The 22,310-nt window shown below is 55.6% G+C and carries 22 protein-coding genes and 1 tRNA gene; 20 read left to right on the forward strand and 3 right to left on the reverse strand.

The features are described 5' to 3' along the window. Positions 1 to 162: 162 nt before the first annotated feature. Both CFII64_RS29840 and CFII64_RS17660 read left to right on the forward strand, forming a co-directional pair. Positions 163 to 714: a hypothetical protein gene (locus CFII64_RS29840; protein WP_156883220.1), complete on the forward strand. Its 552-nt coding sequence runs from the start codon at positions 163 to 165 to the stop codon at positions 712 to 714. Beyond that, a complete protein-coding gene (locus tag CFII64_RS17660) occupies positions 692 to 3,901 on the forward strand; it encodes an SIR2 family protein (RefSeq protein ID WP_256208111.1) in 3,210 nt (1,069 codons plus the stop codon). Before CFII64_RS29840 ends, CFII64_RS17660 begins: the two co-directional genes overlap by 23 nt. Positions 3,902 to 5,020: 1,119 nt before the next feature. Here the strand turns inward: CFII64_RS17660 and CFII64_RS17665 are convergent. Further along, entirely contained in the window at positions 5,021 to 5,965 is a 945-nt protein-coding gene (locus CFII64_RS17665; RefSeq protein ID WP_020292180.1) for a hypothetical protein, read from the reverse strand. Positions 5,966 to 5,983: 18 nt separating this feature from the next. Continuing rightward, positions 5,984 to 6,068 (reverse strand) — tRNA-Leu (locus CFII64_RS17670). A gap of 108 nt (positions 6,069 to 6,176) precedes the next feature. On the opposite strand from CFII64_RS17670, the gene queA reads away from it, so the two are divergent. From queA to CFII64_RS17700, 6 genes are all read left to right on the forward strand, one after another. Continuing rightward, entirely contained in the window at positions 6,177 to 7,241 is a 1,065-nt protein-coding gene (gene queA / locus CFII64_RS17675) for a tRNA preQ1(34) S-adenosylmethionine ribosyltransferase-isomerase QueA (RefSeq protein WP_020292181.1), read from the forward strand. 14 nt (positions 7,242 to 7,255) lie between these two features. Beyond that, on the forward strand, positions 7,256 to 8,371 hold the full coding sequence (gene tgt / locus CFII64_RS17680) for a tRNA guanosine(34) transglycosylase Tgt (protein ID WP_154232475.1): 1,116 nt from the start codon (positions 7,256 to 7,258) through the stop codon (positions 8,369 to 8,371). A 52-nt stretch (positions 8,372 to 8,423) separates the two neighbouring features. Next, a complete protein-coding gene (yajC, locus tag CFII64_RS17685) occupies positions 8,424 to 8,759 on the forward strand; it encodes a preprotein translocase subunit YajC (RefSeq protein ID WP_020292183.1) in 336 nt (111 codons plus the stop codon). A gap of 62 nt (positions 8,760 to 8,821) precedes the next feature. Further along, entirely contained in the window at positions 8,822 to 10,690 is a 1,869-nt protein-coding gene (secD, locus tag CFII64_RS17690; RefSeq protein WP_020292184.1) for a protein translocase subunit SecD, read from the forward strand. A gap of 9 nt (positions 10,691 to 10,699) precedes the next feature. Beyond that, a complete protein-coding gene (gene secF / locus CFII64_RS17695) occupies positions 10,700 to 11,611 on the forward strand; it encodes a protein translocase subunit SecF (protein WP_020292185.1) in 912 nt (303 codons plus the stop codon). Between the two features lie 95 nt (positions 11,612 to 11,706). After that, positions 11,707 to 12,243 (forward strand): glycine zipper 2TM domain-containing protein, encoded by a 537-nt coding sequence (locus CFII64_RS17700; protein ID WP_020292186.1) that lies wholly within the window; start codon positions 11,707 to 11,709, stop codon positions 12,241 to 12,243. A 54-nt stretch (positions 12,244 to 12,297) separates the two neighbouring features. Here the strand turns inward: CFII64_RS17700 and suhB are convergent, their stop codons facing one another. After that, positions 12,298 to 13,113: an inositol-phosphate phosphatase gene (suhB, locus tag CFII64_RS17705; RefSeq protein ID WP_020292187.1), complete on the reverse strand. Its 816-nt coding sequence runs from the start codon at positions 13,111 to 13,113 to the stop codon at positions 12,298 to 12,300. A 166-nt stretch (positions 13,114 to 13,279) separates the two neighbouring features. Between suhB and trmJ the strand changes: the two genes are divergently transcribed. The 12 genes from trmJ to rlmN all read left to right on the forward strand — a co-directional run bounded on the left by trmJ (position 13,280) and on the right by rlmN (position 22,291). Next, the gene (gene trmJ, locus CFII64_RS17710; RefSeq protein WP_020292188.1) at positions 13,280 to 14,053 is read left to right on the forward strand and encodes a tRNA (cytosine(32)/uridine(32)-2'-O)-methyltransferase TrmJ; all 774 of its coding nucleotides are present in this window, start codon (positions 13,280 to 13,282) and stop codon (positions 14,051 to 14,053) included. Further along, positions 14,053 to 14,829: a serine O-acetyltransferase gene (cysE, locus tag CFII64_RS17715; RefSeq protein ID WP_020292189.1), complete on the forward strand. Its 777-nt coding sequence runs from the start codon at positions 14,053 to 14,055 to the stop codon at positions 14,827 to 14,829. The genes trmJ and cysE overlap by 1 nt, the downstream gene beginning before the upstream one ends. Before the next feature lie 156 nt (positions 14,830 to 14,985). Beyond that, positions 14,986 to 15,477, forward strand: coding sequence for a Fe-S cluster assembly transcriptional regulator IscR (gene iscR / locus CFII64_RS17720; RefSeq protein WP_020292190.1), 492 nt, complete (start codon positions 14,986 to 14,988; stop codon positions 15,475 to 15,477). Between the two features lie 44 nt (positions 15,478 to 15,521). Then, entirely contained in the window at positions 15,522 to 16,736 is a 1,215-nt protein-coding gene (locus CFII64_RS17725; RefSeq protein WP_020292191.1) for an IscS subfamily cysteine desulfurase, read from the forward strand. A gap of 85 nt (positions 16,737 to 16,821) precedes the next feature. After that, a complete protein-coding gene (gene iscU / locus CFII64_RS17730; RefSeq protein ID WP_020292192.1) occupies positions 16,822 to 17,208 on the forward strand; it encodes a Fe-S cluster assembly scaffold IscU in 387 nt (128 codons plus the stop codon). Positions 17,209 to 17,268: 60 nt separating this feature from the next. Beyond that, positions 17,269 to 17,592: an iron-sulfur cluster assembly protein IscA gene (gene iscA / locus CFII64_RS17735; RefSeq protein ID WP_020292193.1), complete on the forward strand. Its 324-nt coding sequence runs from the start codon at positions 17,269 to 17,271 to the stop codon at positions 17,590 to 17,592. 8 nt (positions 17,593 to 17,600) lie between these two features. After that, positions 17,601 to 18,122 carry a co-chaperone HscB gene (gene hscB / locus CFII64_RS17740; RefSeq protein WP_020292194.1) on the forward strand — a complete coding sequence of 174 codons (522 nt, stop codon included), beginning with the start codon at positions 17,601 to 17,603 and terminating at the stop codon, positions 18,120 to 18,122. Positions 18,123 to 18,168: 46 nt separating this feature from the next. Next, the gene (hscA, locus tag CFII64_RS17745) at positions 18,169 to 20,031 is read left to right on the forward strand and encodes a Fe-S protein assembly chaperone HscA (protein WP_020292195.1); all 1,863 of its coding nucleotides are present in this window, start codon (positions 18,169 to 18,171) and stop codon (positions 20,029 to 20,031) included. A 3-nt stretch (positions 20,032 to 20,034) separates the two neighbouring features. Then, entirely contained in the window at positions 20,035 to 20,376 is a 342-nt protein-coding gene (gene fdx / locus CFII64_RS17750; protein WP_020292196.1) for an ISC system 2Fe-2S type ferredoxin, read from the forward strand. 12 nt (positions 20,377 to 20,388) lie between these two features. Further along, on the forward strand, positions 20,389 to 20,589 hold the full coding sequence (iscX, locus tag CFII64_RS17755; protein ID WP_020292197.1) for a Fe-S cluster assembly protein IscX: 201 nt from the start codon (positions 20,389 to 20,391) through the stop codon (positions 20,587 to 20,589). A 95-nt stretch (positions 20,590 to 20,684) separates the two neighbouring features. After that, the gene (ndk, locus tag CFII64_RS17760; RefSeq protein WP_020292198.1) at positions 20,685 to 21,110 is read left to right on the forward strand and encodes a nucleoside-diphosphate kinase; all 426 of its coding nucleotides are present in this window, start codon (positions 20,685 to 20,687) and stop codon (positions 21,108 to 21,110) included. Between the two features lie 32 nt (positions 21,111 to 21,142). Further along, complete coding sequence (gene rlmN / locus CFII64_RS17765) at positions 21,143 to 22,291, forward strand: 23S rRNA (adenine(2503)-C(2))-methyltransferase RlmN (protein WP_020292199.1); 1,149 nt, start codon at positions 21,143 to 21,145, stop codon at positions 22,289 to 22,291. Positions 22,292 to 22,310 lie beyond the last annotated feature (19 nt).

Genomic DNA, 22,310 nt, shown 5'->3' on the forward strand with positions numbered 1-22,310 from the left:
TTCAGCGCTCCCTATCTCGGTCTATAAGTCTCGAGGAGATAGCCCGGAGGATACCTACCCGTCTTAATATCCGTGATGTAAGACATACAAGGACCGCCTATAGCTATCAAACAATCAGTTGCCTTGCTATGCTTCGAGGCAAATCTATAACAGGGAAAAGTTATGCTACCAGATCAAAGTCATATAAACCGAGTTAGAGACGCACTTTGGGTATCTAAAGGCGGAAGAGCCACCGTCATGCTAGGTGCGGGGTTCAGCCGAAATGCCAATAAAAAGAGTGTCAGTAGAAAAGACTTTCCTCTATGGCATGACATAACAACAAAACTTTGCGAGCTACTCTACCCAGATAGTAGCGATTTGAAGCACGCACTTAGTCAGGCTGCCGGTACAAGCGGTTTTTTAAAGCTAGCGCAAGAATATAAAGTCGCATTTGGTCGTGATGCGTTAGACACGCTGATAGATGAAACTATACCGGATGATGACTATATGCCCGGAGACCTCCATAAAAGAATGGTTAGGCTTCCATGGTGCGATATATTTACTACAAACTGGGATACCTTGATAGAAAAAAGTAGCATCTTCGCTGCGGACAGAAATTACTCAACAATCATAAGGCCTGAACAACTTATATCCGCCCCCCCAACCCAGAATAATAAAACTCCACGGATCTTTAAAATCAAGCAGCGACATCATATTCACAGAAGAAGACTATAGAAAATACCCAGCCACAAATGCGGCATTCGTGAATACCGTACAACAGTCCATGATGGAGTCAGTATTTCTGTTGATCGGATTCTCTGGAGACGACCCAAATTTTTTACATTGGACAGGTTGGGTGAGAGATAACTTTGGGGAAAGCACACCGAAAATATACCTCGCCGGATGGCTAAATCTTTCACCGCATAGACGAAGGATGCTCGAGGACAGAAACGTTGTTCCAATCGATCTTGCAAAGCATTCAAAAGCTAGTGAGTGGCCAGACCATTTGAGACATGAATACTCAACAGCTTGGATTATACAAACGTTAGAGGCTGGGCGTCCATATCAAGAAACTGATTGGCCGGAGTCCTCACCTAACGATCGAGAAATCACACCTACTTACTTACAGCCTGTAGAGTCGCCAAACTTCAAAACACCGCAAAAGGAAAACATGTTTTCCAGTGCTAGCAACAAAGAAGATGACGACAAAGAGGTTAGGATGGTTATCGAAACCTGGACACATAATAGAAACTTATATCCGGGGTGGCTAATTCCAGAAAGCAAGATCAGAAATAACATTATAAGTACTAGCAAAACCTGGACGCCGAGAATTATTGGGCTCTCCCGCACATTAAATCCCGAAGAAAGACTGATGTGGTTAAGTCAAGTTATCTGGCGATATAGTATTGCCTTGAAACCGTTAAGCGACGATCTTTTCAATACATGCAAAAAAACGCTTCTCGAAATAAACAGCAACTTGCGCACAATAAAAGGCGAGCCAAAGCCAAACTTAAACTGGACTGACATACGAGCGCAGTGGACTCAAGTCGCACTCGCCTTATTGACCGAATCTCGATTTAGAGAAGCTGCAGAGCAACATGAGGAGCTATTGCAAATAATCCTGCCTTATAAAAATGATAGGCAAAACACGGCTCAATATATCTCTTACGAGATGTGCCTAGTGAGCCTTGGCGAATTAGATTACAAGAAGCTTGAGGAGACATTGGATTTATGGGATGTAGATGAATACGACCCAATCTGGCTAGCTCGAAAAGCATCTATTTTGGCAGAGCTACATCGAACTGGCGAATCCAGTTCGTTGATAAGCAATGCTCTTGCGCTAATACGGAGCACAACCGGCCCAAATACGGATTACGCGAGCGAGTCGCGTGAGGCGTGGATACTATGGCAAGCTTTAGTTCATGAAGCATCGATAGATGACAGAATGCCAAAAATAGCATCGAAACGCCTAGATGAGCTGTCCAAAACCTACTGCGACACTCGCCTGGAGAAAGAAAACGTTGTAAAAGCGATAAGCTTCGACCGCCGGCAGGCATCGCCACCGTCATTCGATGTAGACGTGTTTGAGAGCGCCCCGGCGGTTACTAGTATTAGTGCGTTTAGTATCGACAACGCCAAGGTAGCTCTTCGACTTTCTGAAATATGCGCCTTACCGCCCTACATAAAAAGATATGTTGTGGGCGCAGACTTATTCAATACTGCAGCAGAAGCGCTCTGTGAAAAAGACTACTGCAGAGCCGCAAAATTGACATTGCGCTCAGCTTGGAACTTCGAAGATAAGACATTTCAAAGGATTTGGTCTAGACACAACTTAGCGTCACTCAAGCAAGCTGACGTTGACTCGTTGGCAAAATCGATCGAAGCCGCTATTTTGTATATGAGCGAAAAGAATACCAGCCAAAAAGATCAGCTTTGGCCCATGAGAATGGGCGTTTTTTATGAAGCCCTTTCTCGAATAAATCTAAGACTGGCACCGGAACGTGCAGAAGAAGCTTTCAATAAAGCAGTAATGATTTACAAGAAAACATCTAGAGATGACGTTCGCGAACTGATTGTCCCTCTTAACAATCTGATCATGAGATCATGGGAGGCTATGCCGGCACAAGCTAGAAAAAAATATTTCTTCGAAATGATGACTGGGCCGTTAAGAATTTCCGAGTATCACACCTCGACTATATTTAATATTATTGATGTGGGCGAGTTGCTGGTGGATGATACAAAACTAGCTATCCCTGACAGGGGGCAGGATAACGACGATAACTGGAGTAAAGTTTACGACATAATTATCACTGGATTAAAGTCTGGCGAATTAGCACGGCGCGGTGCGCTAATGCGATTGGCCAGTCTAATTGACAAGGATACTTGCCCAGCCGATCTAACGAAAACAATTTCCGACGCGTTGTGGTCTATCACTGATGATAATAACTATCCGTCACTGGATGGGCTGTACGACTGGGTACTATTAGTTTTGCCCGAATCTGATGAAGGAAAAGCAGAGAGAGCTTTTAGAGACAAATGGCTTTGTCCTTCTGCGACGATCAGTGAGGCCGGCGCAGTAGCCGTGTTAATTAACGTCGGCCGTGCCATTGAAGGCCTCACCCGTTTTGATAAAGCATTTGTATTGACGAATGAAGACAGGGAATATCTAGTAAAGTGTATTTCGGCTTGGATCCAAGGCAGGGCGCAGCACTCTAGACTCGACTACGAAGATTTAATACCGATTCGATCAGTTATTCCAGAACTAACTTTAGGTATGGACGTCCATCGGATATATTTGATTTCTGTCGCCGAGACTAGCGGCTCGCCGCCGTTGTACCCCTTGCTTCCAGGATTACTCAAGAGTTTACCGAACTTCTATGACGATATAAAAAACATACTCGTAACCGGGATGGCAGGAAACAATCCGCTGGTGATAAAGGGCGCTATGGATGCCCTGCAAACGTGGATCCGATTAGCCGCAGTCTTCGAAGACGTACCGGCGCCGCCAGATGAACTCTTTCGGGAGCTTTCTATCATTATTGCAGCAAGGCGGAGAGTATCCCTCGCGGATGCGCTCCGCATAGCGACATACATCTACGATTCCGGGGACAGCGTTTACTCGCGTCAGATAGAAACGAACTGCATATACGGCCTAAATTTGATGTCGAGAGAACTCAGTTATGAGGCTCAAGGCTCTGAAGAGGACAAGCTTTTAAAACCCCTTCTGAGAAGTAGGTGTGCAAAGCTAGCGGCATCCATGGCTACGCTTGGGTTAGATGACATGGCCGTTAAGGCGTGGGCGGAAATCGCGGCTGTTGATCCACTCCCAGAAGTCCGGCATACAGAACGCTTGGACGGCGAACTAAAAATCCCAAACTTAGACGCGGATGCGGAGTTGGACAGCACGGCTGAAAATCTTTAAGCGCTGCGTAGAAGCGCGCGGTCGCTGTACCTTGGTGTCCCACAATTCCAACGGCAGTCATCGTTACGCCAAGAGCTATCTTCTCTAGTCCGCCTCCTCTGATGTTACCGGCCGTTGACGATGGCAAGTGGGAGATTACGACCGCCCTTCATCGAAACGTCCTCCATTTCGCGGAACCGACGTCAAATTATCACCTAACAGAAATAATAATGCCGAAAATGCACTTATCCCCCTCCCGCCGACGGGCTTTGCGTGGTTTTTGTGTGCAATTCGCTGAGTAGTGCAAACACGACTGCAGGCCGCGCTGCTGTTGGGCCTCTGCAGGCTATCGGCTTTTTCATTTAGTGAAAGGTTTTGCAAAGAAACGAAGTGCGGTTGCACGGCGATGCGATGACCAGGTGTAAGCGGCCGAAAACTGACACCCCCGGTTTCATTGGGCGAAAAATTGGAAAACGGGAGATCTGGGGTGTTTTCAAAATCGGGATCGCTCTTAAAGAACTGTCTGTGGGCTATTAATCAGAGCAAGGCATCAAAACGATGCGGGTCAGTCTGGCCGTGGCTTACAGCTGAGTTTTTGAGGATTAAGGCGTTTCACGGGGTTGCGCATTTTGGCATGCATGTAGGTGTCATTTGTGTGAGTTGGACAATGGGTTTTGATGAGAGCGCTTCTCAAGGAGAGGGGGTAATTCTAAATATAGCGATATTAGCTAGACGGCCCAACCAACAGTCCTGCAAGCCCCGGTTTGTAGGGCTCTTCGGTATTACATGGCGAAGTAATATCAAGCGATATGAAACGTAATATTTTCCTCAAACCCCTGTATTCATTGGGTTTTAAAGAATCAGAATATAGCTATTTAATAAGGTAATAATATCGCTAATGTATCGCTTCGATATCGCCTTTTCTCAAAACGGCTGAGAGCCTTGACCTGTATGGGCTGTGGCGATTCTGGGAGGACGGTATTACCAATATTACTATTTTTGCGCGCCCCCACGTATTTTAGAAACTGAGTCCTAAGGCGGGGTGTGATGAGGTTGTTCGGACAGCTGCAACCGTCATCACTGGCAGAAATCCCAGTACGCCTCCCGGGATGCGGTACCAGTTAGGCCGTGAGTGCAGTGTCAGGGGGGGAGGATCGAACCCTTGTCATCGGTACTTGTGGCTAATCGCGCGCTCGAATTATTCGCTGCTTTCTTGGCTACCCGCAGACTAGCGAGCGCGATCCCTATGCCCAGTACACATGACACCCCCATGATGGCCACGCCTAGTGCGAGGTTGGCTGGTAACTGCGTTCCCACGAGTTGCAGAGATTGGATACCAAGCATCGTGAAGCAAAAGATCGCGGGAATGCGTGCCCAAGGGCCGATCATTACGCGATCGAACACTCGTCGCCCAATCAGTAAATAGAAGGTGTAGAGGCAGAAACTTGCGGCAGCAACGAGGCCAGCGAGAACCGCAGCTAAGGGTCTAGCTCTCGGTTGTGTTAAGTCCTCGTACTCTATCTTGCTGACTCCAGCAATCCTGCCGTCCGGATCAAACTGGGGCTTCCCGGACGTGACCAGCGAGAATGTGATCTCATCGTTAGGGTTTGATAGGAATTTGGGGATCTTTACTTTGCCGGCGTCGAGTTCTATTTCGACAGGAATTCCTTTCGGAGTTGTGTCGATGATCTGGGCCGTTACTAAGGTGGCTTCGCTAGTGACTGAAATGAAAATTGGTGTTTCGAAATCCATGCTTGCGACTGGTTTAGATCCGGTGTTCGTAAGAGTCAGTGTTGAAACATAGGGGTTGTCAATCCTTGTTCCGTTCAGCACTACCTGGAGGTCGCGGATATGCGAATTAGCCGCTGGTTGAAGTGCATAGGAGGAGATTAGCCTCATCGTCAGCCCTTGAGCGGGAGCTCCGGCTGTTGACAGATATAAGGAAACGACAACGCCCAGGAAGCTAACAGCTAAGGCGATGAGCCATTTCCAATCAATGTTCTTGAGGTTCATATCCGTCCTTGTGAAATGCTCACTGATTACGCCAGGTTTACGCCAGACGAAAAAAAAGGCCTTGATAATCAAGGCCTTTCTTTCATTGCTTGGTGCCCCGAGGGAGACTCGAACTCCCACTCCTTTCGAAAACGGATTTTGAATCCGCCGCGTCTACCGATTCCGCCATCAGGGCTCAATGGCGGCGAAGTCTACAGACGGTATTACCGTTGGTCAATCACCTTTCATGGTCAATTTTGTCTTCTTCCGCTAAACTTCACGGCCCTGCTAGACGAACCCCATCATGCGCGTTGCTGACTTTACCTTCGAACTCCCTGATTCCCTGATCGCTCGCCATCCTTTGGCCGAGCGCCGCAGCAGTCGTTTGTTGACCCTTGACGGGGTTAGCGGCGCGCTGGCACATCGTCATTTCTCTGATTTGCTGGAGCATGTGCGCCCCGGCGATTTGATGGTGTTCAACAATACCCGTGTGATTCCGGCCCGTTTGTTCGGCCAGAAAGCGTCCGGCGGCAAGCTGGAGATTCTGGTTGAGCGGGTGCTGGACACCTATCGCGTGCTGGCCCACGTGCGGTCGAGCAAGTCGCCCAAGCCGGGCTCGACGATCCTGATCGATGGCGGTGGCGAGGCCGAGATGGTGGTGCGCCATGACACGCTGTTCGAACTGCGTTTCGCCGAACCGGTCTTGCCGCTGCTCGAACGCGTCGGGCATATGCCGCTGCCTCCTTATATAGACCGCCCGGACGACAGCGCCGACCGCGAGCGTTATCAGACGGTCTATGCCGAGCGTGCCGGGGCGGTGGCTGCGCCGACGGCGGGCCTGCATTTTGATCAGCCGCTGCTGGATGCGATTGTCGCCAAAGGCGTCGAGCTGGCGTTCGTGACGCTGCACGTTGGCGCGGGGACGTTTCAGCCGGTGCGCGTCGAGCGTCTGGAAGATCACCACATGCACAACGAATGGCTGGAAGTCAGCCAGGAAGTCGTCGATGCGGTGGCGGCTTGTCGTGAGCGGGGCGGGCGGGTGATTGCCGTCGGCACCACCAGCGTGCGTTCGCTGGAAAGCGCGGCCCGCGATGGCGTGTTGAAGCCGTTCAGCGGCGACACCGATATCTTTATTTTCCCGGGGCGTCCGTTTCATGTGGTCGATGCCCTGGTGACCAACTTTCATTTGCCTGAATCCACGCTGCTGATGCTGGTTTCGGCGTTCGCCGGTTACCCCGAGACCATGGCGGCCTATGCCGCAGCGGTCGAGCATGGCTACCGCTTCTTCAGTTACGGTGATGCGATGTTCATCACCCGCAATCCCGCGCCGACCGCTCCTGCGGCATCGGACCCAGAGGATCACGCATGACCCGCACCAGTCGTATGTCTTTCGAGTTGTTGGCCACTGACGGCAAGGCGCGTCGTGGTCGTCTGACCTTTCCGCGCGGCGTGGTCGAAACCCCGGCGTTCATGCCAGTGGGCACTTACGGTACGGTCAAGGGCATGCTGCCACGGGACATCGAAGCCACCGGCGCGCAGATGATCCTCGGCAACACCTTTCACTTGTGGCTGCGTCCGGGCACCGAAGTCATCAAGGCGCACGGCGACCTGCACGATTTCATGCAGTGGAACGGCCCGATTCTGACCGACTCCGGCGGCTTCCAGGTGTTCAGCCTCGGTGCCATGCGCAAGATCAAGGAGGAGGGCGTGACCTTTGCTTCCCCGGTCGATGGCGCCAAGGTGTTCATGGGGCCGGAAGAGTCGATGCAGGTCCAGCGTGACCTGGGCTCGGACATCGTGATGATCTTCGACGAATGCACGCCTTATCCGGCCGACGAAGATGTCGCGCGGGTTTCCATGGAATTGTCCCTGCGCTGGGCCAAGCGCTCGAAGATCGCGCACGGCGAAAGCACGGCGGCGCTGTTCGGTATCGTGCAGGGCGGCATGCATGAAAACCTGCGTATGCGCTCCCTCGAAGGCCTGGATCAGATCGGCTTCGATGGCCTGGCCATTGGCGGTCTGTCAGTGGGCGAACCCAAGCACGAGATGATCAAAGTGCTGGATTATCTGCCGGGCCAGATGCCGCCTGACAAACCTCGTTACCTTATGGGTGTAGGCAAGCCGGAAGATCTGGTGGAGGGTGTGCGCCGCGGAATCGACATGTTCGATTGCGTGATGCCGACCCGCAATGCCCGCAACGGTCATTTGTTCATTGATACAGGTGTGCTGAAGATCCGTAACGCGTTCCATCGTCATGATGATTCGGCGCTGGATCCGACGTGCGATTGCTACACCTGCAAGAACTTCTCCCGCGCTTATCTGCATCATCTGGACAAGTGCGGCGAAATGCTGGGGAGCATGCTCAATACGATCCATAATTTGCGGCATTACCAGCTGCTTATGGCTGGTTTGCGCGAGGCTATTCAACAGGGTACATTGGCCGCCTTTGTCGATGCCTTCTACGCTAAACGCGGCCTTCCCGTGCCGCCTTTGGATTGATTGAACTGAGTTTTGTCAGCTTTTCTTATTAATTTTGCAACTGGAGTGCTAAATGAGCTTTTTCATCTCTTCCGCTTTCGCGGATGCTGCTGCACCGGCCGCAGGCCCTATGGGCGGTGGCTTTGAATGGATTTTCCTGGTCGGTTTCCTGGTCATCTTCTATCTGATGATCTGGCGTCCACAGGCCAAGCGCGCCAAAGAGCAGAAGAACCTGCTCGGCAACTTGCAGAAGGGCGACGAAGTTGTCACCTCCGGCGGTATCGCTGGCAAGATCAACAAAGTGACCGATGACTTCGTGGTTATCGAAGTGTCCGACACTGTTGAGCTGAAAATTCAGAAAGGCGCTATTGCCGCCACCCTGCCAAAGGGCACCCTGAAAGCGATCTAAGGTTTCAGTCTTTTACCAATCGACGGGGCGCGCAAGGCGCCCCGCGTTATACGGGCGGCGTGATGCTGAACAAATACCCTCTGTGGAAATACGTACTGATCCTGGCGGTGCTGGTGGTCGGTTTTATTTATTCCGCACCCAATCTCTATCCTGATGATGCGGCGATCCAGATCACCGGCGCGAGCACGGCGTTGCAGGTCAATCAGGCTGATCTCGATCGTGTCGGCAAGGCGCTTACCGATGCAGGTATCGCGGTCAAGGCTTCCTCCCTGGCTGAGAATGGCAAAGGCGGTTTGTTGCGTCTGAGCAAGCAAGAAGACCAGTTGCCGGCCAAGGATGTCGCGCGCAAGGCGTTGGGTGATGACTATGTCGTCGCACTGAACCTGGCCCGCACCACGCCGACATGGCTGCGTCATCTGGGTGCCAGCCCGATGAAGATGGGTCTGGACTTGTCCGGTGGTGTGCACTTCCTGCTGGAAGTCGACATGGACAAGGCGCTCGACGCGCGCATGAAAGTGTATGAAGGCGAAGTGAAAAGCCTGCTGCGCAAGGAAAAATCGCGCTATCGCAGCCTGCCGCAACTCAATGGCGCTATTCAGCTGGGTTTCAGCGATGAAGCTGCCCGCGACGAAGCACGTACGCTGATCCGCAAGAACTTCACCGATTTCGATATCGTCCCGGCCGACCTGAACGGGATTCCCGTGCTGCGCCTGGCGATGACTCCGGCCAAGGTTGCCGAGATTCGCGAATACTCGATCAAGCAGAACTTGACCACCGTGCGTAACCGGGTCAACGAGCTGGGTGTTGCCGAGCCTCTGGTCCAGCGTCAGGGCGCCAACCGCATCGTGGTTGAGCTGCCGGGCGTGCAGGACACCGCTGAAGCCAAGCGTATTCTGGGCAAGACCGCCAACCTTGAGTTCCGTCTGGGCGCAGGCCCTGATGATTCCAAAGCCACCACCGAGATGTTCGAGTTCCGCGAAGGCGGTCGTCCAGCAGCTCCGGTTGAGCGTGGCCTGATCATCACCGGTGACCAGGTGACCGACGCCAAGGCTGGCTTCGACGAGCACGGTCGTCCGCAAGTGAACATCACCCTGGATGGCCATGGTGGCGATCTGATGAGCCGCTCGACGCGCAGCAATGTGGGTCGCAGCATGGCGGTGATCTTCATCGAGCAGAAGCCGACCACTACCTACACCAAACAAACGGTCAACGGCGTCGAGAAAGACGTGCCGGTTCAGACCTTCAAGGAAGAGAAGAAGATCATCAGCCTGGCGACCATTCAGTCGCCGCTGGGCAGTTCGTTCCGGATCACCGGTCTGAACGGCCAGGGTGAAGCTTCCGAACTGGCGCTGCTGTTGCGTGCCGGTGGTCTGGCGGCACCGATGTACTTCGCTGAAGAACGCACCATCGGCCCGAGCCTGGGTGCTGACAACATCACCAAGGGTATCGACGCTTCGCTGTGGGGCATGCTGTTCGTCTCGCTGTTCATCATGGCCATCTACCGCTTCTTCGGTCTGATCGCCACGGTTGCCCTGGCGCTGAACATGGTCATGCTGCTGGCCTTGATGTCCTTGCTGGGTGCGACGCTGACCCTGCCGGGTATCGCCGGTATCGTGCTGACCATGGGTATGGCGGTGGACGCCAACGTACTGATCTTCTCGCGTATTCGTGAAGAGATCGCCGGCGGCATGACCGTGCAACGGGCGATCAACGAAGGTTTCGATCGCGCCTATACGGCGATTCTCGACGCTAACCTGACCACGCTGCTGGTCGGCGGCATTCTCTTTGCGATGGGCACCGGCCCGATCAAAGGCTTTGCCGTGACCATGTCGCTCGGGATCTTTACCTCGATGTTCACTGCCATCATGGTGACCCGCGCAATGGTCAACCTGATCTATGGCGGGCGTGACTTCAAGAAGTTGTGGATTTAAGGGGCTGACATGTTACGTACCATTAACTTCATGGGCGTGCGCAATATTGCGTTCGCCGTCACCATGCTCCTTACCGTCCTGGCGTTGTTCAGCTGGGCCACCAAAGGGCTGAACTATGGTCTGGACTTCACCGGCGGTACGCTCATCGAGCTGACCTACGAGCGTCCTGCGGATCTGGGCAAAGTACGTGAAGAGCTGGCAACGGCCGGTTATCACGATGCAGTCGTGCAGAGTTTTGGCGCGACCACCGATCTGCTGGTGCGTATGCCAGGCGAAGATCCACAACTGGGCACTCAGGTAGCTGACGCGCTGCGCAAGTCGGGCGCCGATAATCCGGCGACCGTCAAGCGTGTCGAATTCGTCGGCCCGCAGGTGGGTGAAGAGCTGCGCGACCAGGGCGGCCTCGGCATGCTCATGGCGCTGGGCGGTGTGTTGATCTACCTGGCGTTCCGCTTCCAGTGGAAGTTCGCCGTCGGTGCAATCATCTCGCTGATCCACGACGTGGTCGTGACCATGGGTATCCTGTCGTTCTTCCAGATCACCTTCGACCTCACGGTGTTGGCGGCGGTTTTGGCGATCATCGGTTACTCGCTGAACGACACCATCGTGGTATTCGACCGGGTCCGGGAAAACTTCCGCCTGTTGCGTAAGGCTTCGTTGATCGAAAACATCAACATCTCCACCACGCAAACCTTGCTGCGTACGATTGCGACCTCGGTTTCGACCTTGTTGGCGATCGTCGCGCTGTGGGTATTCGGTGGCGACAGCCTGCACGGTTTCTCGGTGGCGCTGTTCATTGGCGTATTGGCGGGTACTTACTCGTCTATCTACATTGCCAACGTAGTGTTGATCTGGCTGAACCTGTCCTCCGAGGATCTGATTCCTCCAGTGGTCGCCGAGAAGGTGGACGACCGTCCTTAACCCGACGCGTTCACCCCAATGACCTGAAAGGCGCGAGTTTTGACAAGGCTGGGTATTGCGTAGGAAACTACGCTTCAGAAGGTCAGGAGGTTCACGTGAACAAATCGTTGCTTGTTGGTGCTGTGCTGGGTGCCGCCGTCGTTACTGCCGGCGGCGCTGTTGCCACCTACAGCCTCGTTAAAAGCGGCCCTGAATATGCTGAGGTCTTGGCAGTCGAACCTGTCAAACAGCAAATCAAGACGCCGCGTGAAGTCTGCAAGGATGTAGCCGTGACACGTCAGGCGCCGGTCAAGGACCAGCACCAGATCGTCGGTAGCGTTATCGGTGCGGTTGCCGGCGGTTTGCTGGGTAATCAGATCGGCGGCGGTAACGGCAAGAAAATTGCGACTGTCGCTGGCGCGGTCGGTGGCGGCTACGCCGGTAACAAGGTTCAGGAAGGTATGCAGAACCGCGACACCTACACCACGACGCAGACTCGCTGCAACACGGTCAATGACATCAGTGACAAGGTTGTGGGTTATGACGTGAAGTACAAGCTCAATGACAAGGTCGGTCAGGTGCGTATGGAGCGTGATCCGGGCAACCAGATTCCGGTCAACAAGGAAGGTCAATTGGTTCTGGGTCAGCAATAGCTTTTCCCAGACGTAAAAAAACCGGCCAAGGCCGGTTTTTTATTGCGCCAAAACTCAGCGTTTCAGCGATGCGGGCAAGTGCGGTGCGATGGACGTCAGCACGGCCTTGAAGCATTTGGTGTTACCAGCAACGATGTGGCCTTTTTCCAGGAAGTCGTGACCGCCTGTGAAGTCGCTGACCAGACCGCCGGCTTCCTGAATCAGCAGGGCGCCTGCAGCCATGTCCCATTCGGACAGGCCCGATTCCCAGAACGCATCGAAACGGCCGGCGGCCACGTAGGCCAGGTCCAGGCTTGCAGCGCCAGCACGACGAATGCCGGCGGTCTGGCCTACCAGGCTGCGGAACATGCCCAGGTAGTTTTCCAGGTTATCCATCTGGTTGTCGCGGAACGGGAAGCCCGTGCCGAGCAGGGCGCCTTCAAGGCTGGTGCGCGGACTGACGCGCATGCGACGACCGTTGAGTTGTGCGCCGCCGCCGGCACTTGCGGTGAACTCTTCCTGGCGAACCGGATCCAGAACCACGGCGTGAGCCAGACGGCCCTTGTGTTTGCAGGCGATGCTGACGGCGAAGTGCGGTACGCCGCGAATGAAGTTGGTGGTGCCGTCCAGTGGATCGATGATCCACAGGTAGTCGGCGCCTTCGCCGCTGCCTTCATGCAGGCCGCTTTCTTCGCCAAGGATGCCGTGAGTCGGATAAGCCTTGCGCAGGGCGGTGACGATCAGTTGCTCGGCAGCACGATCGATTTCGGTGACGTAATCTTTCGCACCTTTTTCATCGACCTTGATGGTATCCAGGCGCTCGATGGAGCGGAAAATCAATTCGCTGGCGCTGCGGGCGGCGCGCAGCGCGATATTCAGCATGGGCTGCATGGACGTTTCACCTGGGTCGTTAAAGAAAGCCGAACATTCTATGGCGTAAGAAGAAATATTTCCAGCGTCGTGTTGTCGCTAGACTCAATGCCGCAAGCCTTCATAGCGTTAACCCAAGGGCTTCTGTAATATTTGCTCCCCATTCTTCTGTCTGTGAGCGCTTGCCTTGCTGCAAAACATTCGTGTTGTCCTGGTCGGTACCAGTCATCCCGGCAATATCGGAGGAGCTGCTCGCGCCATGAAAAACATGGGGCTTTCGCGCCTGGTGCTTGTGGATCCGCTGGTCTTTCCCAATCACGAAGCCGACGCCCGGGCTTCCGGTGCGAGCGACATCCTCGAAAACGCCCAAGTGGTTGCGAGCCTTGAAGACGCCTTGGTGGGCTGCAATCTGGTCCTGGGCACCAGCGCCCGTGATCGGCGCATTCCGTGGCCGCTGCTCGATCCCCGCGAGTCTGGCGTGATGGCCGCCGAGCAGGCCGGGCAGGGCGCCGAGGTGGCGCTGGTGTTCGGTCGTGAATACGCCGGCCTGACCAATGAGGAGCTGCAGCGATGTCACTATCACGTGCATATCCCGTCCGATCCTGAGTTCAGCTCGCTGAACCTGGCGGCGGCCGTTCAGGTGCTGAGTTACGAGGTGCGCATGTCCTGGCTGGCGGCTCAAGGGCAGCCGACCAAGACCGAAAAAGTCGAAGTGACCTCGGTGCGCAGTGCTGATCTGGCAACCATGGACGAAATGGAAGGATTTTACGGACACCTTGAAGCTACGCTGGTAGCGATTGGCTTTATGGATCCGGAAAAGCCACGGCATTTGATGGCTCGACTGCGCCGCTTGTACGGTCGCAGCGATGTGAATCGCTCGGAGCTGAGCATTTTGCGCGGGATCCTTACGGAGACCCAGAAATCAGCCCGTGGTGAACCCTATAAGCGGAAGGATCAATGATGTTCGAGCGTCTGCGAGAAGATATTCAAAGTGTGTTCCATCGTGATCCTGCGGCCCGCAATGCCTTTGAAGTGCTGACCTGCTATCCCGGCATGCACGCCATCTGGCTGCATCGTTTGGCGCATATTCTGTGGTTGCAGGGCCTGAAGTGGCCGGCGCGAGTGGTGTCGAACTTCGGTCGCTGGATGACCGGTATCGAAATCCATCCCGGTGCCAAGGTTGGCCGTCGGTTTTTCATCGATCACGGCATGGGTATCGTGATTGGCGAGACCGCCGAGATCGGCAATGACGTTACGCTGTACCAGGGCGTGACGCTCGGCGGCACCAGTTGGAATGCCGGCAAACGCCATCCAACTCTGGAAGATGGGGTCGTGGTCGGTGCCGGCGCCAAGGTGCTGGGGCCGTTCACGGTCGGCGCGGGGGCGAAGATCGGTTCCAATGCGGTGGTGACCAAGGCGGTGCCGGCTGGCGCCACGGCGGTGGGTATTCCGGGTCGCATCATCATCAAATCCGACGATGACGTGCAGGCCAAGCGCAAGGCAATCGCCGAGAAGCTGGGTTTCGATGCCTATGGCGTCAGCGAGGACATGCCCGATCCGGTTGCGCGGGCCATTGGCCAGTTGCTTGATCACCTGCAGGCCGTGGATGTTCGCCTGGAAGGCATGTGCGATGCGCTCAAGGGCCTGGGCAGCGATTATTGCGCCAAGGAGCTTCCCGAGCTGCATGACGAGGTCTTCGACTGCGTCAAGGACAAGAGCGAAAGCAAGGTCGGCTGATCCTGTATGACGCTGGGCGTGCCATACGCCCTAGCGTTTGCTATGATGCGGCCGCAGTTTTGCGGGTATTCCCGACTAAATTGCTTGGTCTTATAGTTGACTTAAACAGTCGGGAATAGCATACTCGATTTATCCAGAACCTCCGCGGTACACGCCATGCGACTGACTACGAAAGGCCGATACGCAGTAACTGCCATGCTCGATCTGGCATTACATGCGCAGCACGGGCCAGTGTCACTGGCCGATATCTCTGAGCGACAAGGCATTTCGCTGTCCTACCTTGAGCAACTTTTCGCCAAGCTGCGTCGCAGCAGTCTGGTGTCGAGCGTGCGGGGTCCGGGCGGTGGTTATCAGCTTTCCCGCAGCATGCAGAGCATCCAGGTCTCTCAGGTGATCGATGCCGTCAACGAGTCCGTTGACGCAACGCGCTGCCAGGGACTGGGCGATTGCCATGCCGGCGATACCTGCCTGACCCACCATTTGTGGTGCGATCTCAGCCAGCAGATTCACGAATTTCTAAGCGGTATCAGCCTGGCCGACCTTGTGACTCGCCGTGAGGTGCAAGAAGTCGCCCAGCGCCAGGATCTGCGTCGCTCCAATACCAAGACGCAGTACCTGGATAAGATTGAAACGTCCGCCGTTGAATGAACGCAGATGAATGAGCGGTGCGCCTGCCTGATAGGAGAGCTTCAATGAAATTGCCGATTTACCTTGATTACTCCGCGACGACCCCGGTCGATCCGCGTGTCGCGCAGAAAATGATCGAATGCCTGACCGTCGAAGGCAACTTCGGCAACCCGGCTTCGCGTTCCCACGTGTTTGGCTGGAAGGCCGAAGAAGCGGTGGAAAATGCGCGTCGTCAGGTCGCTGATCTGGTTAACGCCGATCCACGTGAAATTGTCTGGACCTCCGGTGCAACCGAGTCCGACAACCTGGCGATCAAGGGCGTGGCGCATTTCTACGCCAGCAAGGGCAAGCACATCATCACCAACAAGATCGAGCACAAAGCTGTGCTCGATACGACGCGTCAACTTGAGCGTGAAGGTTTTGAAGTCACCTACATCGAGCCCGGCGAAGACGGCCTGGTGACACCGGCAATGGTTGAAGCGGCTCTGCGCGACGACACCATCCTGGTTTCGATCATGCACGTGAACAACGAAATCGGCACCATCAACGATATCGCAGCCATCGGCGAACTGACCCGTTCGCGCGGCGTGCTGTTCCACGTTGATGCGGCGCAGTCCACCGGCAAAATCGAAATCGACCTGGCCAACCTCAAGGTTGACCTGATGTCGTTCTCGGCGCACAAGACCTACGGCCCCAAAGGCATCGGCGCCCTCTACGTGAGCCGCAAACCGCGCGTTCGCCTGGAAGCGGCCATGCACGGCGGCGGTCACGAGCGCGGCATGCGTTCCGGCACGCTGGCCACCCACCAGATCGTTGGCATGGGTGAAGCGTTCCACGTTGCCAAGCAGGACATGGCTGCCGAATACGCTCACGTCAAAGCCTTGAGCGAACGTTTCTACAAGCAGGTTGAACATCTGGAAGAGCTGTACATCAACGGCAGCATGATCTCCCGTGTACCGCACAACCTGAACCTGAGCTTCAACTATGTCGAAGGCGAGTCGCTGATCATGGCGCTCAAGGATCTGGCGGTTTCGTCCGGTTCGGCCTGTACCTCGGCGTCGCTTGAGCCGTCGTACGTGCTGCGCGCCCTTGGTCGTAATGACGAACTGGCCCATAGCTCGATACGCTTCACCTTCGGTCGTTTCACCACCGAAGAAGAAATCGATTATGCGGCGCAGAAAGTCTGCGAAGCTGTCACCAAGCTGCGCGCACTTTCGCCGCTCTGGGACATGTACAAAGACGGTGTCGACATCTCCAAGATCGAGTGGGCGGCGCATTAATTTAAAGTCGCCTCCCAAGCGAGCCATGCGCCACTAACCGTGCGCATGGCATGCAGAGCGACTCCCTGATGAGAGGAATAGCACCATGGCTTACAGCGAAAAGGTCATCGACCACTACGAGAACCCGCGCAACGTCGGCAAGATGAACGCGGAAGATCCTGATGTTGGCACCGGCATGGTCGGCGCTCCGGCTTGCGGCGACGTAATGCGCCTGCAAATCAAGGTCAACGATCAAGGCATCATCGAAGATGCCAAGTTCAAGACCTACGGCTGCGGTTCGGCGATTGCTTCCAGCTCTCTGGCGACCGAGTGGATGAAGGGCAAGACTCTGGATGAAGCAGAGACCATCAAGAACACTCAACTGGCTGAAGAACTGGCCTTGCCGCCGGTGAAAATCCACTGCTCCGTACTCGCTGAAGACGCCATCAAGGCCGCCGTCCGCGACTACCGGCAGAAGAAAGGCCTGCTGTAAGCAGCGGTCCTTTTCTAAAGAAGCTTGCGACAAGCAACGGCGTTGCAATAAGGAGTCCCGATGACTATCAGCATGACAGAAGCCGCCGCTAAACACGTACGACGCTCCCTCGACGGGCGCGGCAAAGGTGATGGCGTTCGTCTGGGTGTTCGCACCACAGGTTGTTCCGGTCTCGCCTATGTGCTCGAGTTCGTCGACGAGGCGAACACTGAAGATACCGTGTACGAACTGCACGGCGTCAAGGTGATCATTGACCCGAAAAGCCTGGTCTACCTGGATGGCACCGAACTCGATTTCGTCAAGGAAGGGTTGAACGAAGGCTTCAAGTTCAACAACCCCAACTCGCGCGGTGAATGTGGCTGCGGCGAAAGCTTCAACATCTGAGGCTTATCGTGGGTACTCCTTGTCATTACGCCTTGTTCGAGCTCAAGCCGAGCTTTCGCCTGGATCTCGATCAACTGGCCACGCGCTATCGTGAGCTGGCCAGAGCCGTGCATCCAGACCGCTTTGCTGACGCCTCCGAGCGTGAGCAGCGTCTTGCGCTGGAACATTCCGCCAGCCTCAACGAAGCCTACCAGACGCTCAAGAACGCCCCGAAACGGGCGCGTTATCTCTTGGCGATGCGTGGCGATGAGGTTCCGCTGGAAGTGACCGTGCACGATCCCGAGTTTCTTCTGCAGCAGATGCAATGGCGCGAAGAGCTTGAGGATCTGCAGGACGAAGCTGACCTGGCGGGAGTTGCAGTCTTCAAGCGACGCCTCAAGGTGGCGCAGGAAGAACTGAACGAAAGCTTCGCTGCCTGTTGGGACGACGCTGCGCAACGCGATGAAGCCGAACGGCTGATGCGGCGCATGCAGTTCCTCGACAAGCTTTCTTACGAAGTGCGCCAGCTTGAAGAGCGCCTCGACGATTAACCCCGTGCTGCTCCTGGCCGCACGCCTGTGATTATTCAGATAAAGCATGGCCTTACTGCAGATCGCCGAACCCGGCCAAAGTCCTCAACCGCACCAGCGTCGTCTGGCTGTGGGTATCGACCTGGGCACCACCAATTCGCTGGTCGCTGCATTGCGCAGCGGTCTTTCCGAACCGCTGGCTGACGCGCAAGGGCAGGTCATCCTGCCGTCCGCCGTGCGCTATCACGCCGACCGCGTCGAAGTCGGTCAGGCTGCCAAGGCCGCCGCTGCTGCCGACCCGTTCAATACCGTGCTCTCGGTCAAGCGCCTGATGGGGCGCGGTCTGGCGGACGTCAAGCAGCTGGGCGAGCAATTGCCTTACCGCTTCGTCGGCGGCGAGTCGCACATGCCGTTCATCGAAACCATTCAAGGTCCGAAAAGCCCGGTCGAAGTCTCCGCTGACATCCTCAAAGTCTTGCGTGAGCGCGCCGAGCTGGCATTGGGTGGCGAACTGGTGGGCGCGGTGATTACCGTTCCGGCTTATTTCGATGACGCTCAGCGCCAGGCCACCAAAGACGCCGCCAAACTGGCCGGTCTCAATGTGCTGCGCCTGCTCAACGAGCCAACTGCGGCAGCGGTCGCTTATGGTCTGGATCAGAACGCCGAAGGCGTGGTGGCGATTTACGATCTGGGCGGCGGCACCTTTGATATTTCGATTCTGCGTCTGACAGGCGGCGTTTTTGAAGTCCTGGCTACCGGCGGCGACACCGCGCTGGGTGGTGATGACTTCGATCACGCGATCGCCAGCTGGATCGTCGCTGAAGCCGGTCTGTCGGCGGATCTCGATCCGTCTACCCAGCGCAGCCTGTTGCAGGCGGCTTGCGCTGCCAAAGAAGCGCTCACCGATGTCGCCACCGCCGATGTTGCCTACGGCGACTGGAGCGGCGTGCTGACTCGCGAGGCCTTCGATGCGCTCATCGAGCCGATGCTGGCGCGCAGCCTCAAGGCCTGTCGCCGCGCGGTGCGTGACGCCAATATCGAGCTGGACGAAGTCGAAGCAGTGGTCATGGTTGGCGGTTCTACCCGCGTTCCCCGTGTTCGTCAGGCAGTGGCCGAGTTGTTCGGTCGCCAGCCATTGACCGAAATCGATCCGGATCAAGTGGTCGCCATCGGTGCGGCGATCCAGGCCGATACCCTGGCTGGCAACAAGCGCGACGGCGAAGAACTGCTGTTGCTCGACGTGATTCCGCTGTCCCTGGGGCTGGAAACCATGGGCGGACTGATGGAAAAAGTGATTCCGCGCAACACGACCATTCCTGTCGCACGGGCCCAGGACTTTACGACGTACAAGGACGGCCAGTCGGCGATGATGATTCACGTGCTGCAAGGCGAGCGTGAACTGATCAGCGACTGTCGCTCCCTGGCGCGCTTTGAGCTGCGCGGTATTCCGGCGATGGTCGCCGGCGCCGCAAAGATCCGTGTCACCTTCCAGGTCGACGCCGATGGTCTGCTCAGCGTGGCTGCGCGTGAGCTGGGCTCGGGCGTCGAATCAAGTATCCAGGTCAAGCCTTCCTACGGGCTTACCGATGGCGAAATTGCCCGGATGCTCAAGGAATCGTTCCAGCACGCCAGTGACGACAAGGTCGCCCGGGTGCTGCGTGAACAGCAGGTTGATGCGCAGCGTCTGGTCGAGGCCGTCGAAGCGGCGCTGGACGTGGATGGTGAACGCTTGCTGGATGCCGAAGAACGCATGGTCATCGACCTGCAACTGCAGGAACTACGTGAATTGATGCAAGGCACCGATGGCCCCGCCATCGAGCAGCAGACCAAGCGTCTGTCGCAAGTGACCGACGCATTTGCAGCCCGACGCATGGACTTGACGGTCAAGGCCGCGCTGTCGGGGCGCAATCTGAATGAAATCGAGGAATAACTGATGCCGCAGATCATTTTTCTGCCTCACGCAACGTTGTGTCCGGAAGGTCTGGTTGTCGAGGCGGAGCCCGGCATTTCCATTCTCGAACTGGCTCATGAGCACCACATCGAGATCGAAAGCGCCTGCGGCGGCGTCTGCGCCTGCACCACTTGTCACTGCGTCATCCGCGAGGGTTTCAGCTCGCTGGAAGAGGCTGATGAGCTGGAGGAGGATATGCTCGACAAGGCCTGGGGTCTGGAGTCTCAGTCGCGTCTTTCCTGCCAGGCGATTGTCGGCACTGAAGACCTGACGGTGGAGATCCCGAAATATTCGCTAAACCATGCAGCCGAAGCGCCGCACTGACAAGGAGCTGTCATGAGTCTTAAATGGGTTGATGTGCTGGAGATCGCTATCCAGCTCGCGGAAAGCAAGCCGGATGTCGATCCGCGCTATGTCAATTTTGTTGAGCTTCAGCGCTGGGTCATAGCCCTGCCGGAGTTCAGCGATGATCCGACGCGTGGCGGCGAGAAGGTCCTTGAAGCCATTCAGGCTGCCTGGATCGAAGAGCGGGACTGAATCCTGTAATCTATGCAGTTAGGCAATACACCAGAACCCGCGTATAATTCGCGGGTTTAATTTTTCGCTTTAATCATTGTTTCTGGAGTTACACCATGGCTGTTCAACGTACTTTCTCGATCATCAAGCCTGACGCCGTTGCAAAAAACGTAATCGGCGAAATCACCACTCGCTTTGAAAAAGCCGGCCTGCGCGTTGTTGCTTCGAAACTGAAGCAACTGTCCAAAGCCGAAGCTGAAGGTTTCTACGCTGAGCACAGCGCTCGTGGCTTCTTCGGCGACCTGGTTGCATTCATGATCTCCGGTCCTGTTGTTGTTCAGGTTCTGGAAGGCGAAGACGCCATTGCCAAAAACCGCGAGCTGATGGGCGCTACCAACCCTAAAGAAGCTGCTGCCGGTACTATCCGCGCTGATTTCGCTGATTCCATCGACGCCAACGCTGTTCACGGTTCCGATTCGGAAGCCGCCGCTGCTCGCGAAATCTCGTACTTCTTCGCAGCTACCGAAGTAACCACCCGCTAAGTCCTGCTGACTAACGAGTGAAGGGTGAATTCATGATTGCATCGACTGGCAAAACAAACCTGTTGGGTCTGACTCAACTGGAAATGGAAAAATTCTTCGACTCGATCGGGGAGAAGCGCTTCCGTGCCGGTCAGGTCATGAAGTGGATTCACCACTTTGGCGTCGATGATTTCGACGCCATGACGAACGTCAGCAAGGCCCTGCGCGAAAAGCTCAAGAGCTGTGCCGAAGTGCGTGGCCCGGAAGTCGTCAGCGAGGACATCTCCACCGATGGCACCCGTAAATGGGTGGTACGTGTCGAGTCCGGCAGCTGCGTCGAAACGGTCTATATCCCCCAGGGCAAACGCGGCACCTTGTGTGTTTCGTCCCAGGCGGGTTGTGCGCTGGATTGCAGTTTCTGCTCCACCGGCAAACAAGGCTTCAACAGCAACCTCACCGCCGCCGAAGTTATCGGTCAGGTGTGGATTGCCAACAAATCCTTTGGCAGCGTCCCGGCAACCGTCGACCGTGCCATCACCAACGTGGTGATGATGGGCATGGGTGAGCCGCTGCTGAATTTCGATAATGTCATTGCCGCCATGCATCTGATGATGGATGACCTGGGCTATGGCATTTCCAAACGCCGGGTGACGTTGTCGACCTCCGGCGTGGTGCCGATGATCGATGAGCTGGCCAAGCACATCGACGTTTCCCTGGCCTTGTCGCTGCACGCGCCCAACGACGCGCTGCGCAACCAGCTGGTGCCGATCAACAAGAAATACCCGCTGAAAATGCTGCTCGAATCCTGTCAGCGCTACATGAAGACCCTGGGTGAGAAGCGCGTGCTGACCATCGAGTACACCATGCTCAAGGACATCAACGACAAGGTCGAGCATGCGGTCGAGATGATCGAGCTGCTCAAGGACACGCCTTGCAAGATCAACCTGATCCCGTTCAACCCGTTTCCGCATTCGGGTTACGAGCGTCCGAGCAATAACGCGATCCGTCGTTTTCAGGATCAGTTGCATCAGGCTGGCTACAACGTCACTGTGCGCACCACGCGTGGCGAAGATATCGATGCGGCCTGTGGTCAGTTGGTCGGCCAGGTCATGGATCGGACTCGTCGCAGCGAGCGTTACATCGCTGTGCGTGAGTTGAGTGCCGAGGCCGATGTGGCTCAAAGCGCCGCGACTCGAACCTGATCGCAATCTTGACCGAGAG

The sequence above is a fragment of the Pseudomonas sp. CFII64 genome, from assembly GCF_000416235.1.
Taxonomy (GTDB): Bacteria; Pseudomonadota; Gammaproteobacteria; order Pseudomonadales; family Pseudomonadaceae; genus Aquipseudomonas.